Below are 16851 nucleotides of genomic sequence, written 5' to 3'. Positions count from 1 at the left end.
TCACTGGACACCCCCGACGCGGTACTCCTGGACGCGGGAAAGTGGATTCCGCGACGGCTGTCGGCGTCAAGGCGATCCGATCGGCAAGCGGTTGGATCCGGGCTTGTACTGGCTTGCAGCGGTCGCACAGGGCGTCACGCCGACAGTCCGCTCGGTGGGTAACGCCGGGCTGCCTCCGGTTGCGTCCACGACGTTCGTAGGCACGTCCGCTACCGCTGCGCTCAACCGTTCGTACATGACCGGCGTCACGGGCGGTCTCGGCATCTGGGTCGGGGCGAACGCCTCGGCTGGTGGACCGAAGATTATGGTGAAGGCAGCTTAAACCGGGGGTACGACAGCGGCGTGTCCTTGCAAATGAGGTACACTGCCGAGCTGTGCCCTACATTCTCCAACTCCAACCGCTTGGAGACTTACTATAACCGTGAGCATTGGCGTACAGGGTTTCAAGGTGGGCAAATCCAAATAAGACCGACGAGCAGCGGGAACTTTCGGCAGGCCGCCCACCCCGATTGGGACGGCGGCACGCCGATAGCCGCTGCCAGTTAGCCGGTGTCAAGCCAACACAGCCGCTGGAGATGATCTCCAGATGGGTGAGGAGTGCTGGACCGATCGGCACGTAGGCGCTTAGAAAGCTCTTCTGCCGACGCTTGACCAAGCAGTGCCGCCCGCTTGTGCCCGCAAGCCACCGGAGTCCGCTCAAAAACGAAAGAACCGCGAGACGGTCTCCGGCGTGCCTCACCATCTGCGTGCCCAAGTTGCGTGGGCAGATTTTACCTGTTTGGCAGCGAGGAAGCCCCGTTCACAGCGATCTCATTCAGCTTTAGCCATATGGTGCGCATGAAACCTTCACTATCAGCGCGGACAACGCAAGACCTGACGCCCCGCGCGTACCAACGCTCGACCAGTATGTCCCCTCCTGCACATCTGGTTATGAACACGTCGTGCGCGACCCACACTGCACCACCTTTGCATCCAAACAGCGCGACTGGAATCTTCACCTCGTTGCCCATATCCAAAGCTAGGCAGCCGGTGGCAGCAAGGACATCAGTAGTCAGTACCTGTATTTCATTGCCCCGAACACCCGACTACTTGCATGCTGGCAGGCCCAAAAGATCCGGTCGTGCTCCTGACCCCGCCGTACTTCGCTGACCCTGTCTCCACGGGAAGCGTTGACACGGCGGAACTTCTACTCGCTCATCAGCTGTCAAACTTTAGCGGTACCCGTCCACGATCGCGGCTGCGATCTCCTTGTACGCCCTGCGCGTCTCGGGCTTCAGATGATCGAGTGTCACAAGGTCACCGTCAGCAACTCCCCTGTCGTGTGGCACAGCGATGAGCTCGCGGCACATCCCCGCAAGGTGCTCCTCGATCGCGTCTTTGTCCACACGGTTGGACACCTCATCCTTGTCCGTGATCACCACGATCGCGTTGCAGGCGAGGTCCTCGTACCCGTGGCCGGCGAGCCACTGCAGGGTGCTGCGGGCCCGCTTGGCGCCGCTTACGGCGTACCCAGCGGCGATGATCAAGTTATCCGCCGACTGAAGAATCCCACTCATCGCATTGTGTGTCACCCCGGTGCCGCAGTCAGTCAGCGCCACGGAGTAGTAGCTGGAGATGAGCTTGCGGATCCGCAGGTACTCCTCGGCGGTGAGCGAGTCTGACACCTCAGGGTCCTGCTCACCGGCAATGAGGTGCAGTCGGCCGGAGTGATGCATGTAGCGGGAAAGCTCTGTGAGCGAGTCGACGGAATCGATGTTCCTGAGCAGGTCAGTGATCGTACGCGGGGTGGCCTTCTGGTAGATGCCCTCACCCAGGGCACGTTCCACCAAATCGCCGGAGTCCGGATTTGCATCGATGGCGCAGGGCGGGTCGCCGCGGAACTCGGCGAGCGTAAGCCCGACGCCCACGGTGGTGGAAGTCTTCCCGATCCCGCCCTTGAGGCTGAGCACGGCGGTGTTATAGCTGCCCTGTAGCTGACGGGAAATCCGGCGGGCCAGCGCTTCCTCCTCGAGTTCCAGCGCACTCGGGCCGAGGTTCCAGGCCCCGCCGGTTGCCCGGTACAGGAAGCCGCGGAAGCCCTTCTTGGGGCGGGGCTTCTGTTCACGGACAAAGGACGTCAGCAAGGCGGTGGCGTCGGCTACCTGCACCTGAGACTCCGGGAGGCGTTCCTGAACGTTCGACGGCGGCGCTCCCGCCGGCTGGCGAGCTGGCGCCGGCGGCGCAGGGGGAATTTCTGACAGCGCGTCCGCTGCGGCGGCTGCTTCCGCCCAGGATGAGCTGCGGATGGGACGAGGCGGTGCGGTGGGCTCAGGTGTCACGGCGGGAAAGGTTCCTGTCCAAGCGTCGGAGCCATCGGCATTGCGGCGGCGGAAGCGTCGTCGGAGCTTGGGCTGCTCCTCGTCAGTGTCGGCCTCGGCTAATCGGTTGTCCGCTGGTTCAGGCATGGTTCAGTCCCCCCGGGCTCGCAACGCGTCCCGCTGCGGTGGTCGATTGGCTTGGTCAAAAACCCATTCTAAGTGCTGGCGTACACCGAAATGGTCAGCACCCTTGGCAGCCCACTCGGCAGTTGCCGACTGGATGACTTCAACTTTGAGTTAGAGCGGCGACCACCACACCGACAGTGACCATCAGGAGGATGCCCAATGCCACGTAGCCCCACCACCTGGGGCGGCTGCGGTGCGGGTTGATGTCAACGTATGGCACGCCTACTTCACCAGTCCATGGACAGGTGTGGGGCTGGAACCACCCGCGCAAGGGCAGAGGCAGCGGCTCGGCGTTTCTTGAGCAGCAGCCAATACATTGCGGCGAACGGAAGAAGTAGCGTCCCCAAGAGGCCGGATAGGGCAAGAACAAAATCGGTGAAAGCCACGGTGAGACCTCCGGTAGCGGCAACACCTTCGACGTTGACAGGGCGACAGCGCTATGTCACGGCAAAGAAGCTGGAAATGGATCCCCGAACGTTTGGATCGATTGCCAGCGTACTTAGTAATTAAGGGCGCTGTCCAATCGGACACACCCTTAAACGGTCTCAGTCGGAAATATTCAATTATGTTGCTCCCGCAGGGCCTAAGCGCGGATGGCCAGCATCACCAACACGTCCGTTGTCTTGGATAGAGCGGCGAGACCAACGTAGGCGAGCAGGCGCAACTGACGGCCGCTCATCAGTTGCCCTGACGGGCGCCTGCCGCGCGGCATGTCCAGCTGGTCAAGCCATGACTGCCCGGGGAAAGGGTCATCGGCCACGATGTGCAGCTCGACGGAGCGGCGGATGGCTGCATTGATCCCAGTTCTCATGACCTCAACCTAGGGTGGCCATCGTCCAGCGCAGTCAATACCTGTATTTAGCACCGTCACCTGTATCTAGCACCGTCGGATACCCGGAGCTCGGAGGGCACTCGATTCACCGCTGCGGGCGGGTCTCCTGTAGCCGCTTGATGAACCAGCGCGACTGCTCTGGGCCGTACGGCAGCACCGGGATGGCCTTTGTGGCGTCTGCAGGGGTGTCGCGGATGGACTGCCGGGCCTGCCGGACAGCCGTTGTCATGGTGTTCGCCATGGTTTTGACGAAGCGGTCGCTGCAGGGTTCGCCGTGCCCGGGGATCAGGAACTCGTAGCGGTGGCGGAGAGCCGACAGGTGCCGTAAGGCGTCAGCCCACTCTTCCGGGTACGAGTCCTCGAACGAGGGATGGGAGCCCTGTTCCACAAGGTCGCCGGCGAAGAGAGTGGTGGTGGTTCCTACAAGGAGGTCACCGTCTGTGTGACCGCGGCCCAGATAAAACAGCGTGACGCTCTGCCCGCCGAGGTCCACAAGGACGGGCTGGTCGCGGACGATGGCGTTGGGGACAACGATCTCCACGTTCCCACCGTCGGCGGCGGCCATTTCCGGCTCGGCATCCATGACCTCGCTGCGCTGTGCGTCGCCGTTTTCACCGATCTCCTCGGCGCAGTTCTCATGTGCCCAGAATTCATCGACGCCGGCGTCGGCAAAGATTGCATTACCGAAGAAATGGTCGTAGTGGGCGTGGGTGTTCACGACAACCAAGGGCAGAGGCGTCTTCTCACGGACGGCATTCAGGATTTCCCTGCCTTGACGCGGCCCGCAACCCGTGTCTATCACCATGGCCCGTTCCGTTCCCACAATCAATCCACTGTTGAGCTTGGAACCTTCAGTTACAAGGACATAGTTATCCGGGCCGACGTCGAGCCATCGTGACATTTCTTCTCCGTAACATTCCGGGAGCTTTTCCGTTGGTCAGGCCTAGATTCTACTCATGATGCTGTACATAAGCAGGGAACAAGAGATCGGCAACGCGACCGAAAGGAAGTCGCTGTTACCGGTACTCCACACCACGTCAGCACTGTTTGCGGCTTACTCTACTGTGACGCTCTTGGCCAGGTTGCGCGGCTGGTCCACGTCGTAGCCCTTGCCGGCGGCAAGTTCACAGGCGAAGATCTGCAGCGGCACGGTGGTCAGCAGCGGCATCAGCAGGGTCGGGGTTTCCGGGACGTAGAAGACGTGTTCGGCGTAGTCACGGACCGCGTCGTCGCCTTCCTCGGCGATCACCATGGTGCGGGCACCGCGGGCGCGGATCTCCTGGATGTTGGAGACCACCTTGGAGTGCAGCGAGTCCCGGCCGCGCGGGGACGGGACCACCACGAACACCGGCTGGCCCTCCTCGATCAAAGCGATCGGGCCGTGCTTGAGCTCACCGGCGGCGAAACCCTCGGCGTGGATGTACGCGATTTCCTTCAGCTTCAGCGCACCCTCCAACGCCACCGGGTAGCCCACGTGCCGGCCCAGGAACAGCACGGACTTCTCGTCCTTCATGCTCCGTGCCAGCTCCCGCAGGTCCTCGGCCGAGTCCAGGATCTTCTGGATCTTCGCCGGGATCTTGCCCAGGTCAGCCAGCACATCCTTGATCTGCCCGGAGAAGATGTTCCCGCGCAGCCTGCGCCAGGTACAGGCCCAGCAGGTACGCCGCGGTGATCTGCGCCAGGAACGCCTTCGTGGAGGCCACTGCGATCTCCGGCCCGGCGTGCGTGTACAGCACGGCGTCGGATTCGCGCGGAATGGTCGAACCGTTGGTGTTGCAGATCGACACCGTCTTGGCGCCCTGCTCGCGGGCGTACCGGACCGCCATCAGCGTGTCCATGGTTTCACCGGACTGGCTGATGGACACCACCAGGGTGTTCTCGTCCACGATCGGGTCCCGGTACCGGAACTCGTGCGCGAGCTCCACCTCGGTGGGGATCCGGCACCAGTTCTCGATCGCGTATTTGGCCACCAGGCCCGCGTACGCGGCCGTGCCGCAGGCCAGCACGATGATCTTGTCGACCTTCTTCAACAGCTGCGGGTCAATGCGCAGCTCATCCAGGGTCAGCTTCCCGTTCGCGTCCGACCTGCCCAAAAGGGTCTGCGCCACCGCGTCGGGCTGGTCATGGATTTCCTTCTCCATGAACGACGCGAAGCCGCCCTTCTCCGCAGAGGCCGGGTCCCAGTCCACGTGGTATTCCTTGCCCTCCGCCGGGGCGCCGTAAAAGTCGGTGATCTCCACCGTGTCAGCGGTGATCGTCACGATCTGGTCCTGGCCCAGCTCCACCGCACGGCGGGTGTAGTCAATGAACCCGGACACATCCGAACCCAGGAAGTTCTCACCCTCGCCCAGACCCACCACCAGCGGCGAGTTCCGCCGCGCGGCCACCACCACGTCGGGCTGGTCGGCGTGCACGGCCAGGAGCGTGAACGCACCCTCAAGCCGCTGGCACGCCAGCTCCATCGCCCGGGTCAGGCCGCCGTCGGAGACGTCCCCGCCCAGCTTGTTCCGGAAAATATCACCCAGCAGCGCCGCGGCCACCTCGGTGTCCGTCTCCGACGCGAAGACCACACCCTTGGCCAGCAGCTCCTGCTTCAGCTCAGCAAAGTTTTCAATAATGCCGTTATGGATCACCGCAAGCTTCCCGCCATCCGACAGATGCGGGTGCGCGTTCTGATCCGTCGGACCACCATGCGTGGCCCACCGCGTGTGCCCGATACCGGTCAAAGACTCCGGCAGCGGCCGCTCCTCCAGCTCGGCCAGCAGGTTGCTCAGCTTCCCGGACTTCTTCCGCGAGGAAATCTCCCCGTCAGCCACCACTGCAACACCGGCCGAGTCGTAACCCCGGTACTCCAGACGGCGCAGACCCTCAAGAACAACATCCAACGCGCCGTGCCCGGCATCAGCCCGGCCCGACGTACGGCCAACATAACCCACGATTCCACACATGGGCCTCACACTACAGGGCCGTATTCCATTTGCCTGATTTCTTCACGATTAGAGCCATAGGTGGTCCTTATTCGTGAAGAAAGAGCAAATTCATGCGGCATCTCATTTGTCGGTATAAGACACTGCGACTTCGAATGCTACGTTCAAAACGCACTGCCACAATTCCCGCCTCACTCCCACGCGCAACTGCGCTTGGCAGGTAATGCATACCCAACAAAATGGATGGGGATAGTCCAGTGGACCATCGCCTGCTCCTGAGGCAATGATACTTTCATGGGATTTACTTATCTCGCAGAGCAGCAAGAATCATTCACATGGGATCAATGGTCATGCCGCTACTTGAACCGGACCTGGATTAGCACGGGCATTATGGCACAGTAGCGACTGGAACGTGCATGGGCGTGGAAGGTTAGAAATCGACAATCACGAGGCCGGGGTTCTCGATTGCATCCGCAACGTAGCGCAGGAAACCTGCGGCCGTTCCGCCATCACACACACGATGGTCGAACGTGAGCGTCAGCTCGGTGAGCTTGCGAACAGCGAGTTCACCGTTGACCACCCATGGCTTATCGATGATCCTGCCGACGCCTAGTATCGCTACCTCCGGATAGTTGATGATCGCCGCTGAACCGTCCACTCCGAAGACGCCGTAGTTGTTCAGGGTGAAGGTTCCGCTGCCCAATTCAGCAGGCGTCGCCTTCCCATCTCGGGCGACGGCGGTGAGCCGTTTTATCTCTGAGTCCAGTTCACGGGCCGTCAGTTTCTCGGCATTGTGGATAGACGGAACTACCAGACCGCGCTCGGTCTGTGCAGCAAATCCGAGGTTGACCCCGTCGAATGACAGGATCTCCTGGGACTCGCCCCCGGATGTATCCTCTGTGCTTGCGAAGCGCGTATTTAGCTCCGGGTACTTCTTCAGACCTGCCGTGACGAAGCGAGCGATGAATGCGAGCAGGCCAGGCGTGTTGTGCGGGTCAGTTTTCTTGAGTCCCGCCCGAAGTTGCACCAGGGAGGTCGCATCAACATCCACCCAGACCGTTGCCTCGGGAATTTCGGATCGGCTGCGGGCCATATTGGCCGCCACTGCTTTACGGACACCACGGACAGGTGTGCGATTGGTGATTCCGAGGCCGGTTCTAGAGTCGGTGGCGTGGTTGATCGTTTCGAGCCGTGCGGTTTCGAGGGCCTGGGTTTCGGCAGGCTCAACCGGCCGGGTGTGGTCAGGCACAGCCTCCGGCCGGGCAATTGCGGCTTCCACGTCCCGCCGCAGGATGAGGCCGCTCTCCCCCGACCCGTGGACGTGCCCAAGGTCCACGCCATGTTCCTTGGCCATCCGGCGGACGAGCGGGGAGATCACTGCACCGAGCTTGCCTGGGACGCGGGTCCGCAGGAGAAGGGCGTCGTCGGCCGGGGTAGTGAGCTTCGTATCGGCGTCATCCTTGGTTGCGGCTGTTGGGGCCTCGACAGGCTCGACCGGCGAAGTGGACCGACGGGCACGGCTTCTGCGGACGGTTGCAGTGCCGCCTGGTGTTCCGTAGCCGATGAGGACGTTGCCGGAGCCTGCTCGTTCTTCCGTGCGGTAGGTTTCGGCGGCTGCGGTTTCCTTGGTATCGACGGGGGTGGTTTCGACCCGTTCAACCGGCCGGGATTTGGGCTTGACAGGCTCCGTCGTTTCAACCGACGGTGCCACCGAGATCAGAGGCTTGCCGACGTCCAGGGTCTGGCCCGGCTCGCCGTGCAGCTCGGCCACCGTGCCGGCGTATGGAGACGGAACCTCTACTACCGACTTGGCGGTTTCCACCTCGGCGATGGGCTGGTCCACGCGTATCTCGTCACCGACGGCCACGAGCCAGTTCAGCAGTTCGGCTTCCGTCAGCCCTTCGCCGAGGTCGGGCAGGAGGAACACTTTGGTTTCGGTCATCTGATCAGTCTTCCCACTGGAGGTCGTCAACGGCGTCGAGTATGCGGTCAACGCCAGGCAGGTAGTAGTGCTCGAGTTTCGGTGCGGGATACGGGACGTCGAAGCCGGTGACGCGGCGGATCGGCGCTGCAAGGTAGTGGAAACACCGTTCCTGGACCCGAGCCACGATCTCCGAGGATACGGAGGCAAAGCCGTGGGCCTCCGCAATGACGACTGCACGCCCGGTCTTTCGGACGCTGGCCGAGACCGTCTCGTCGTCGAACGGCACGATGGTACGGATGTCGATGACTTCGAGCGAGCGCCCCTCCTCCGCGGCTGCGGCGGCTGCCGCCAGCGCCGTCGGAACGGATGGGCCGTATGCAATGAGCGTCGCGTCGGTGCCGGAACGGGCCACAGCGGCGCGGCCCTCGGTGGCCCGGCCGCCGTCGTTCTTCCCTTCGTACTCCTCACGGAGCAGCTCAAGGTCCACCAGGTCCTTGGACCAGTAGAGCTTCTTGGGTTCCATGAACATGATGGGATCGTTCGAATCGATCGCTTCCCGCAGCATGCGGTAGGCGTCCGCGACGGTGGCCGGCGTGTAGACCTTGAGCCCGGCCGTGTGGGCGTAGTAGGACTCGGAGGAGTCGCAGTGGTGCTCCACTCCCCCGATCCCGCCGGCGTAGGGAACCCGGATGACCATGGGCAGCTTGACGCGGCCCCTGGTCCGGTTGTGCATCTTGGCCACGTGGCTGACGATCTGCTCGAAAGCCGGGTAGGCAAAGGCATCGAACTGCATCTCGACGACTGGGCGCATGCCGTTGATGGCCATCCCCACCGCCATGCCGACGATGCCGGACTCCGCCAAAGGAGTGTCGAAGCAGCGCTGCTCGCCGAAGGTGGCCATGAGGCCGTCCGTGATGCGGAAGACGCCACCGAGTTTGCCGACATCCTCGCCGAAGACCAGGACCGAGTCGTCGGCAACCATCGCGTGCGCCATGGCGGTGTTCAGCGCTTTGGCCATGGTGACTGGCTGCGGCCCGGCGGCTGCGGCACTGGCCGCGGCCGAGGCGGCCGCACGGGCGGTGGCGGCGCTGACGTTGCCGTTCGCCTCGGAGGACGTAGTGATGGTCGGGCTCATTTGGTGGCCTCCGATTCGGAGCCGGCGCCGGCAGCGTCGCGGGCGAGCTCGTCGGCGACGAGCTCAGACTGCTCCTTGAGCTGTGGCGTCTGATTGGCGAAGACGTACCTGAACAGGTCCTGCGGATCGATGGGCATGTCTTCACCGAGGCCGGCACGGAGCTGCGCGGCAACCGATTCCGCCTTCTCCGTGATCCGGGCCTCTCCGCCGTCGTCCAGCAGTCCTCTGTCAGTTAGGTACTTCCTCATCCGGGTGAGCGGATCCCTGGCGACCCATTGGGCAACTTCGCTGTCCTGGCGGTAGCGGGTGGCGTCATCCGCGTTGGTGTGGGCCTGCATGCGGTAGGTGTGGGCTTCGACCAGAAGCGGGCCCGACCCTTCGCGGGCAAGCTTGACCGCACGGTCCAGGACGGCGAGGAGGGCGACGACGTCGTTGCCGTCCACGCGTTCGCCGGCCATCCCGTAGCCCACGGCCTTGTGGGCGAGCGACGGCGCGACGGACTGATGGGCCAGGGGCACGGAGATGGCGTACTGGTTGTTCTGCACGAAGAAAATGACCGGCAGGTGGAAGACGGCGGCGAAGTTCAGGGCTTCGTGGAAGTCGCCTTCGCTTGTGGCACCGTCACCGCACATCGCCAGGACCACTGTGTTCTCGCCGCGCAGCTTGGCCGCGTGTGCGACGCCGACGGCGTGGAGCAGCTGCGTGGTGAGCGGCGTGCACTGGATCCCGACCTTGTGTTTCAGGGGGTCATAGCCCCCGTGCCAGTCGCCGCGGAAGATGGTCATGGCTTCGATCGGATCGACGCCGCGGGCCATGACGGCGACCGCGTCCCGGTACGTCGGGAAGATCCAGTCACCTTCCGCGAGACAGAGGGCGGCGGCCACCTGGCACGCTTCCTGTCCGTGGCTGGAGGGATAGACGGCCATTCGCCCCTGCCGGACTAGCGCGGAGTTCTGGTCATTGACCCGCCGGCCGACAACGAGCTGTTCGTAGGCGGCGAGGAGTTCGTCGTCACCGGGCAGCGGGTACTCATGGCCGGGCTCGGCGCCCTGCTCCGAATGGTGCTTCAGGTTGCCGTCCTGGTCCACCATCTGGATCTGGTGGCGGGCTGGCAGCATGTAGTCCTCGGCGGTGATGCCGAACTTGCGCACGGCCTCGGCGGCGGCGCCGGCCAGATACGTGTCCTCGGCCTGCTCCGGTACAGGCTGGCCCTGTCCCGCCTTGCCCGGCGCAGTGTGGTCTGCGGAGATCGTCATTGGTCCGTCCTTCTGTAGCCACTATTCACTTTCAGTATGGTCCGGGCCGATGTTTCGTATCCAGTGCCAACGCGAATCATGGAGAAGTACGCCGAGCTCACCTATTCTGAGAGACAAATTGCAAATGTGAGCTGCATAACTGGCGGGAGTTGTAGACAAATGGCCGAGACGGACGAGGAACAGACGGCGGTGCCGCTGGACGCTGTGGACCGCAACATCATCGCCGAACTGACTCGGGACGGCCGGATGTCCGTCACCCAGGTGGCCGAGAACGTGCATATATCCAGGGCGCACGCCTACACGCGCATAGCGCGGCTGACAGGCCAGGGAGTGCTGACCAAGTTCACCGCACTGGTGGACCCCATCAAGGCAGGTCTGAAGTCCTCCGCCTACGTGACGTTGAAGGTGCAGCAGCACTCATGGAGGGAACTGCGTGAACAGTTACGGGCAATCCCAGAGGTACACCACATCGCCCTGGTAGGCGGGGACTTCGACGTCATCCTGCTGGTGCGGGCCGTGGATAACGTGCACCTGCGGCGCGTGATCTTTGACCAGTTGCAGTCGATGCCCGGGGTGGTCGATACGCAGACGTTTTTGGTTTTTGAGGATCTGGATACGCGATAAGGGGGAAGGGGACATGGATTCGTGCGTTTGTTCCGGCCCAAATGCACGTCACCCACCGGCCTCCTACCGACCTTGGCGGGGCCCTGTTTGGCTTCACCTCCAAGTCTTACTGCTGTCTATGCACCACGTCCACGGAGACTGAAACCGCACAGCAACATCCAGACGGGTATGATTGCAGGCATGCTTATGGGGGATCGCCTTTGAACAATAGGCATTGGCGTTTCCGCCACCATTCCATACGATTCATATGAATATCGCGGGACTCTCACCCTTCTGCTCGGCTAACAATGAGGAAGCGCCAGATAGCCGAACCTATTCCACCAGGGAAAGCCACGTAGCGGTCGCCTCTTCAAAACACCGTGCAGAGACACCCAACCATCGCGAGGCTGGGAGCTAGAAGCTGGAAATATGACGACTGGCAACCAAGCGGCCTATATCCATATAGAATGTGTGCGACTCAATCCAACGTCGGCACTGAACAACGGCATCTTCCGAACTGCCGTTTTAGCCAACACCATGTTGTCGGTAGTAAATGGGGCACAGTACTTTTGACACAAAGCACGTTCAATCGACCAGAAGGTTTCAGCATGCAAAGCGATTTCGTAGTTTGGGATGCCAGCGATCCTGCGGACTACCAGGCTTGGCTGGAGTTCTGGGACCTATCGCCACATCGAGAAGTAGCCTCACACCCAGACTACGCCAACCTATTTAAAGGCGAAGCTGATCGGGCACTCTGCGCAGCATACCATGGAAAAAGCGGATCAGTTCTATACTCCTTCATTCTCCGAGACATTCCCGACTCGGTGTTCGAGCGCACGTCCTTGACAGACATCACGACCCCATATGGATATGGCGGACCTCTCGCTTGGAACTCCCCGAGCATTGAAGACCTCGCCGCGCAGTTCTGGCCCCTGTTTGATGCATGGGCAAGAACTCGAGGTGTTGTCACCGAATTCATACGCTTCGGACTCTTCCCCGACATGTATTTGCCGTACCCAGGCGAAACCGTATGCAGGTCTAAGAATATCGTCCGCACACTTCAGTTGGACGAGGAATCGATGTTCATGACTTTTGAGTCCAAAGTCAGAAAGAACGTCAAGAAGGCGAGACGCAACGGTCTGTCAGTTCTAATTGATGAGACCGGTAGTCACCTTACTGAGTTTTTGAACATATATCACAGTACAATGGATCGCCGCGGAGCCAATGAAGGATATTACTTTTCACGACCATTCTTTGAGGCACTTCAGAACAAACTCCCGGGTAGTTTTATTTACGCCCATATTCTCTTCGAAGACAAGATAATCTCGAGTGAGCTGGTCCTGGTCTCGAAAGATTCAGCTTATTCGTTCCTTGGCGGCACAGATAAAGATGCCTTTGACTTGCGCCCTAATGACTATCTAAAGTATGAAATCATCCGATGGGCAAAATCACAAGGCAAGCAACACTTCGTTCTCGGCGGCGGCGCCAGCCCTGGTGACGGCATTGAGCGCTATAAGCGATCTTTTGCCCCCGATGGCTCGGTCGATTTCATCACTGGCCAGAGAATACTGCTGCCGGATGTATATAACGAGCTAAGTAGACGGTCCCAAACCGACGCAACTGAGGGCGAGTTGCCTACTGCACCTGCATTCTTCCCTGAGTATCGGAGGACGATTTGATCACGTCGATGTTTTCTCGTTCCGACCGAAAGGTGGGCCTACCGAAGCGCCGCCGCAGGATACTACTTATTACCCAATGGTTTGACCCTGAGCCGACATTTAAGGGACTACTCTTTGCGCAGGAGTTGACGAAGCAAGGACACGACGTACGAGTGCTTACCGGCTTCCCGAACTACCCCGGCGGTAAATTGTATGACGGCTACCGGATTCGCCCGTTTCAACGAGAATTAATTGACGGAATCAGTGTCTTGCGGGTCCCGCTATATCCCAGCCACAACAGTTCTGGCCTTGACCGCGCTCTAAATTACTTGTCATTTGCGTTTTCAGCCTCTGTGGCGGTGATTCTAATGCAGCGTCCCGATGTTGCCTACGTCTATCATCCTCCAGCGACAGTTGGAGTCCCAGCAATTGTCCTGAAATTGGCTAAGGGTGTTCCCTACGTGTACGACGTCCAGGATTTGTGGCCTGATACTTTGGCGGCAACGGGAATGATTCGTAACCCACGCGTGCTCCGGCTTATTGGGACAATGATGAATCGCGTCTATCGGAGCGCCAGTCGCTTGGTCGTTTTATCCGAAGGGTTCAGGAATACAATTGTTGCCCGGTCAATTCCTGCAGCAAAAGTCCATGTCGTTCCTAACTGGGCTGATGAGAAGCAAATCGACGTAACGGAACACCGGGCCACCCCAGGCCCGAGCGATGATCCCAAGTTCACAGTGACGTTCGCTGGCAATATGGGAAAGGCTCAGGCTCTTACAACTCTCCTTGAGGCCGCCGAGCTACTCAAGACAGAAGAGGGCTTACGCTTTCTACTCGTCGGCGGTGGACTGGAGCTCGACAACCTGAAGCGACTTGCAGCTGAAAGGGGTCTCAATAACGTAGTCTTTGTTCCCCGCATGCCCATTTCCGAAATCGGCCAAGTGCTCAGCCGCTCACAGGCTTTACTCGTTCATCTTCGAGAGGATGCGCTCTTCGAGATAACGATCCCCTCTAAAACCCAGGCCTATTTGATGGCCGGGAAGCCGATCCTCATGGGGGTGCGTGGTGACGCGGCAGCTATAGTCCGAGAGGCCCAGGCTGGAATTTGCTTCGAGCCCGAGAACCCATCGGATTTGGCCGACGCCGTTCGGGCAATCATGAGGCTATCTGAGCACGAGCGGCAGGAGATGGGCGCCTCGGGGCAACGCTACTATCGCGAGAAGATGTCCCTAGGGGTAGGTGCACGAGAATTTGCTCAAATTCTGGAGATGGCAGCTCAAGAGAAGCCGGCCGTTCAACTTCGGAAGCGGATTATCGATGTCATCGGCGCTGGGGCTGGCCTTCTCGTGACCGGTATTCCCATGGGCATAGTTGCCCTTCTGGTAAAGAGGAAGTTGGGTTCGCCCGTCCTGTTCAAGCAAATTCGGCCGGGCAAGCACGGAGAACCCTTCGAGATGCTGAAGTTCCGAACGATGACAGACGGAGTCGATGAATCGGGGCAAATCTTGCCCGACGGCGCGCGGTTAACTGACTTCGGACGCCTGCTGAGGTCCAGCAGTCTAGATGAACTGCCAGGCTTGTGGAACGTCTTACGAGGGGACATGTCGCTTGTGGGACCACGACCATTGCTGACCCGCTACACTCCGTACTTCACCCGTGAAGAGAGGGCCCGGCTAAACGTCAAACCTGGAATCACTGGGTGGGCTCAAGTCAATGGGAGAAACACAACTTCATGGGACAAGCGCCTCGCTCTAGATGTTTGGTACGTAAACCGCCTGTCCACTTTCTTGGACCTGAAGATCATTGGACTCACAGTGTTAAGGGTTTTCAAGCGTAGTGGAGTAATTGTGGATCCTGAGTCTGTAATGCGCAATTTGGATGATGAGCGGAAAGAACGAGCAGCCTCATGATCCCAGTACTCTCGGAGCGGGTGGGGCTCGGTCAAATTCCCCAGGTAGTCCGATTAGTACGAGAATCTTTCCCAGGGCGTCTCCGGCCCTACATGATTTACGCGCAGCATGGAATCGAACGATTCCTCACGGTCCCGTTCCATTATCCGAATTGCAATACAGACAAGGTCCTTCTTGCGAAAAGCTGGAATCACGAGATTCTGGGGTTCGCAGACTTCCGCCTGCATGAGGACAATAGTGCATTCCTGTCCTACATCTGTGTTGCTGAAGAGGCGCGCGGCCGGGGCATTGCTACCGGACTCATCAGTTCATTCCTTGAGGAGAACCCACATGTCACTCATCTCGGGTTGGACGTCTTCGACGACAATACTGCGGCGAAGGCACTCTACGAAAAACTCGGATTTGAGACCCAGTCCGCCTCCGCTTGGATAACGAGACCGATCCCCGAACCGCATGGCGCTGTCAGCATCGCATCGCTTCCGGCAGCAGTTTCAGCTTTCGAAGCTCACGGATTCTGCGAGCTTGACGTTCGGCGCGGCATTGAACGCCTAAACATGGGCCGTATTGGCGAGGAGGTCCTGCGATGTCCATCAGCTGCTTCGTTTGACGATGACGGATTGCTATCAGCCGTGAGAAGCGCATTCCCAGAGCTGAAAGAGGCGTTTGCGATAATTCCAGTTTCTGAAGTACCTGCCGTAACAAGCAAGCATGAGATTGCCACGGTCAGCAACCGCATGCGCCTAATAATTGATTTGAACGGAAACTAAAATTAATGAGCTCCATGATAGCCACTAAGACGGCTTCACAACCGAATACTCTTCTTCAGCCTTCATTTTTTTATAAGTCAGCGCGACAAGGAATGCGCGATCTTCTAGCCAATACGCTCACCTCACCGAAGGAGGGCGTTCTTCTCCCAGCGTTCATTGGTTGGTCTCAGCGGGAAGGAAGCGGGGTATTCGATCCTGTTTTAGACTCGAAAGCTATGTCGGGCTTTTACAATCTCCACCCTGATTTAAGCGCCGACGTTACTGACATCGAGCGTCAGCTTGAGTCAGGGCAATACCGAGTAGCTGTGGTCATTCACTATTTTGGACGCACCGACCCCAACATTGCCAGTGTTCGCGCCTTGGCTGACCGCCACAATGTTATTCTCGTCGAGGATCTTGCTCACGGGTTTTTCTCATCACTTGAAAAGGGACCAGCGGGTAATTTCGGACACGTCAGTCTTTTCTCTCTGCATAAAATGTTTCCCTTGTCCGAGGGAGGGATGATCCGATATGCGGATAGGCGACTCATTGTTAGTCAGGCTTCCACGAGGCCTGACCTAGCTGAGCAAGTGATGAGCTATGATTGGACCGCAATTAGTCAGGCGCGTCGTAGCAACTTTATCGCCTTGTCGCGCCTTCTCGCAGCCATGCCGGAGTGCGGCTCGAGGTTCGAGATGCTCTGGCCGGCCTTGGAGGATCATGATGTTCCGCAAAGCTTGCCAGTGCGCATCATGAGCGGAAACCGCGATGGAGTCTACGACGGCATGAATCGGGACGGATTCGGCATGGTGAGTCTTTATCACACGCTGATCGAACCCGTGCGCGATGACTTTCTGTACTTGAACCAGCTGTCTGGTGAGATCACCAATTTTCCGGTCCACCAGGATGTCCCGGAAGCCTCTATTCCGGCAATGGTCGCCTCGTTTCGGCACCATCTCAACAGCGTCTAGGTCAAGCGGGGGAACCTTGGCACCTCGCTAGCACAGGATGTGGATTCACCGCCAATAGGCGGGTAGTCCAGATGGAGGCCTGCGAGTTGAGTGGTAGACGCCCAATTATCCTCGGGGGGAGATCCGTCAGTTACTCCCAGTCCTCTCTCGAAGACGACCTGCCTTTCGGTGCTGTTGTCGCGTCGATTCTGTGTCTTACCCTGTTGATGTTGATCGTCGCTGATCGCGGCGGCCGGTTTGTATGATGACATTGCCGGTCGCCAGCATGGTGCTGTCCGAATGACCTAAAAGACTGCAAGCGGGAAACACGATCGCTGATATGAGTTGAGTTAGTCCTTCCCAAAACACTCCGGAGATGTCAGGACGGGATGCATCAGATTCTTTTGGGGATCTGGCGTTCTCTCGC

General features: G+C 59.7%; 13 protein-coding genes and 1 pseudogene. 6 read left to right on the top strand and 8 right to left on the bottom strand.

Translation table 11 applies throughout. The features are described from left to right. Nucleotides 1-103 precede the first annotated feature (103 nt). Nucleotides 104-322 carry a hypothetical protein gene (locus ACFTR6_RS18030; protein ID WP_377958874.1) on the top strand — a complete coding sequence of 73 codons (219 nt, stop codon included), beginning with the start codon at nucleotides 104-106 and terminating at the stop codon, nucleotides 320-322. A gap of 889 nt (nucleotides 323-1211) precedes the next feature. On the opposite strand, the gene ACFTR6_RS18025 is transcribed toward ACFTR6_RS18030, so the two are convergent. From ACFTR6_RS18025 to pdhA, 7 genes and pseudogenes are all read right to left on the bottom strand, one after another. After that, on the bottom strand, nucleotides 1212-2444 hold the full coding sequence (locus ACFTR6_RS18025; RefSeq protein ID WP_377958873.1) for a MinD/ParA family protein: 1233 nt from the start codon (nucleotides 2442-2444) through the stop codon (nucleotides 1212-1214). Nucleotides 2445-3066: 622 nt separating this feature from the next. Continuing rightward, a complete protein-coding gene (locus tag ACFTR6_RS18020) occupies nucleotides 3067-3294 on the bottom strand; it encodes a hypothetical protein (RefSeq protein WP_377958921.1) in 228 nt (75 codons plus the stop codon). A 106-nt stretch (nucleotides 3295-3400) separates the two neighbouring features. Further along, nucleotides 3401-4216 (bottom strand): MBL fold metallo-hydrolase, encoded by an 816-nt coding sequence (locus ACFTR6_RS18015; RefSeq protein ID WP_377958872.1) that lies wholly within the window; start codon nucleotides 4214-4216, stop codon nucleotides 3401-3403. Nucleotides 4217-4369: 153 nt separating this feature from the next. Further along, nucleotides 4370-6263, bottom strand: a pseudogene (glmS, locus tag ACFTR6_RS18010) (glutamine--fructose-6-phosphate transaminase (isomerizing)). A gap of 409 nt (nucleotides 6264-6672) precedes the next feature. After that, nucleotides 6673-8184 (bottom strand): dihydrolipoamide acetyltransferase family protein, encoded by a 1512-nt coding sequence (locus ACFTR6_RS18005; protein ID WP_377958871.1) that lies wholly within the window; start codon nucleotides 8182-8184, stop codon nucleotides 6673-6675. Between the two features lie 4 nt (nucleotides 8185-8188). Then, nucleotides 8189-9301 carry an alpha-ketoacid dehydrogenase subunit beta gene (locus ACFTR6_RS18000; RefSeq protein ID WP_377958870.1) on the bottom strand — a complete coding sequence of 371 codons (1113 nt, stop codon included), beginning with the start codon at nucleotides 9299-9301 and terminating at the stop codon, nucleotides 8189-8191. Then, nucleotides 9298-10557 (bottom strand): pyruvate dehydrogenase (acetyl-transferring) E1 component subunit alpha, encoded by a 1260-nt coding sequence (gene pdhA, locus ACFTR6_RS17995; protein WP_377958869.1) that lies wholly within the window; start codon nucleotides 10555-10557, stop codon nucleotides 9298-9300. The genes ACFTR6_RS18000 and pdhA overlap by 4 nt, the downstream gene beginning before the upstream one ends. Nucleotides 10558-10716: 159 nt before the next feature. On the opposite strand from pdhA, the gene ACFTR6_RS17990 reads away from it, so the two are divergent. From ACFTR6_RS17990 to ACFTR6_RS17970, 5 genes are all read left to right on the top strand, one after another. Then, nucleotides 10717-11181 carry an Lrp/AsnC family transcriptional regulator gene (locus ACFTR6_RS17990; RefSeq protein ID WP_377958868.1) on the top strand — a complete coding sequence of 155 codons (465 nt, stop codon included), beginning with the start codon at nucleotides 10717-10719 and terminating at the stop codon, nucleotides 11179-11181. Between the two features lie 446 nt (nucleotides 11182-11627). Continuing rightward, complete coding sequence (locus ACFTR6_RS17985) at nucleotides 11628-12839, top strand: GNAT family N-acetyltransferase (RefSeq protein ID WP_377958867.1); 1212 nt, start codon at nucleotides 11628-11630, stop codon at nucleotides 12837-12839. A gap of 8 nt (nucleotides 12840-12847) precedes the next feature. Next, nucleotides 12848-14728, top strand: a complete 1881-nt coding sequence (locus ACFTR6_RS17980) for a sugar transferase (protein ID WP_377958917.1) — start codon at nucleotides 12848-12850, stop codon at nucleotides 14726-14728. 92 nt (nucleotides 14729-14820) lie between these two features. After that, nucleotides 14821-15495, top strand: a complete 675-nt coding sequence (locus ACFTR6_RS17975) for a GNAT family N-acetyltransferase (RefSeq protein ID WP_377958866.1) — start codon at nucleotides 14821-14823, stop codon at nucleotides 15493-15495. A 5-nt stretch (nucleotides 15496-15500) separates the two neighbouring features. After that, nucleotides 15501-16445: a DegT/DnrJ/EryC1/StrS family aminotransferase gene (locus tag ACFTR6_RS17970; protein WP_377958865.1), complete on the top strand. Its 945-nt coding sequence runs from the start codon at nucleotides 15501-15503 to the stop codon at nucleotides 16443-16445. Between the two features lie 195 nt (nucleotides 16446-16640). On the opposite strand, the gene ACFTR6_RS17965 is transcribed toward ACFTR6_RS17970, so the two are convergent. After that, nucleotides 16641-16851 (bottom strand): hypothetical protein (locus ACFTR6_RS17965; RefSeq protein WP_377958864.1); only part of this gene is annotated, 211 nt, incomplete at its 5' end.

The sequence above is a fragment of the Arthrobacter sp. NPDC057009 genome, assembly GCF_042673905.1.
Lineage (GTDB): Bacteria > Actinomycetota > Actinomycetes > Actinomycetales > Micrococcaceae > Arthrobacter.
Note: the sequence above shows the minus strand (reverse complement) of the source record. Positions and strands in the feature narration are given on the sequence as shown.

What these genes read in the sequence shown, in the direction of transcription:
- ACFTR6_RS17970 (WP_377958865.1), top strand. Translation starts at nt 15,501, where the DNA reads ATGAGCTCCATGATAGCCACTAAGACGGCTTCACAACCGAATACTCTT.
- pdhA (WP_377958869.1), bottom strand. Translation starts at nt 10,557, where the DNA reads ATGACGATCTCCGCAGACCACACTGCGCCGGGCAAGGCGGGACAGGGC.
- ACFTR6_RS17990 (WP_377958868.1), top strand. Translation starts at nt 10,717, where the DNA reads ATGGCCGAGACGGACGAGGAACAGACGGCGGTGCCGCTGGACGCTGTG.
- ACFTR6_RS17985 (WP_377958867.1), top strand. Translation starts at nt 11,628, where the DNA reads ATGTGTGCGACTCAATCCAACGTCGGCACTGAACAACGGCATCTTCCG.
- ACFTR6_RS18025 (WP_377958873.1), bottom strand. Translation starts at nt 2,444, where the DNA reads ATGCCTGAACCAGCGGACAACCGATTAGCCGAGGCCGACACTGACGAG.
- ACFTR6_RS17975 (WP_377958866.1), top strand. Translation starts at nt 14,821, where the DNA reads ATGATTTACGCGCAGCATGGAATCGAACGATTCCTCACGGTCCCGTTC.
- ACFTR6_RS18015 (WP_377958872.1), bottom strand. Translation starts at nt 4,216, where the DNA reads ATGTCACGATGGCTCGACGTCGGCCCGGATAACTATGTCCTTGTAACT.
- ACFTR6_RS18020 (WP_377958921.1), bottom strand. Translation starts at nt 3,294, where the DNA reads ATGAGAACTGGGATCAATGCAGCCATCCGCCGCTCCGTCGAGCTGCAC.
- ACFTR6_RS18000 (WP_377958870.1), bottom strand. Translation starts at nt 9,301, where the DNA reads ATGAGCCCGACCATCACTACGTCCTCCGAGGCGAACGGCAACGTCAGC.
- ACFTR6_RS18005 (WP_377958871.1), bottom strand. Translation starts at nt 8,184, where the DNA reads ATGACCGAAACCAAAGTGTTCCTCCTGCCCGACCTCGGCGAAGGGCTG.
- ACFTR6_RS17980 (WP_377958917.1), top strand. Translation starts at nt 12,848, where the DNA reads ATGTTTTCTCGTTCCGACCGAAAGGTGGGCCTACCGAAGCGCCGCCGC.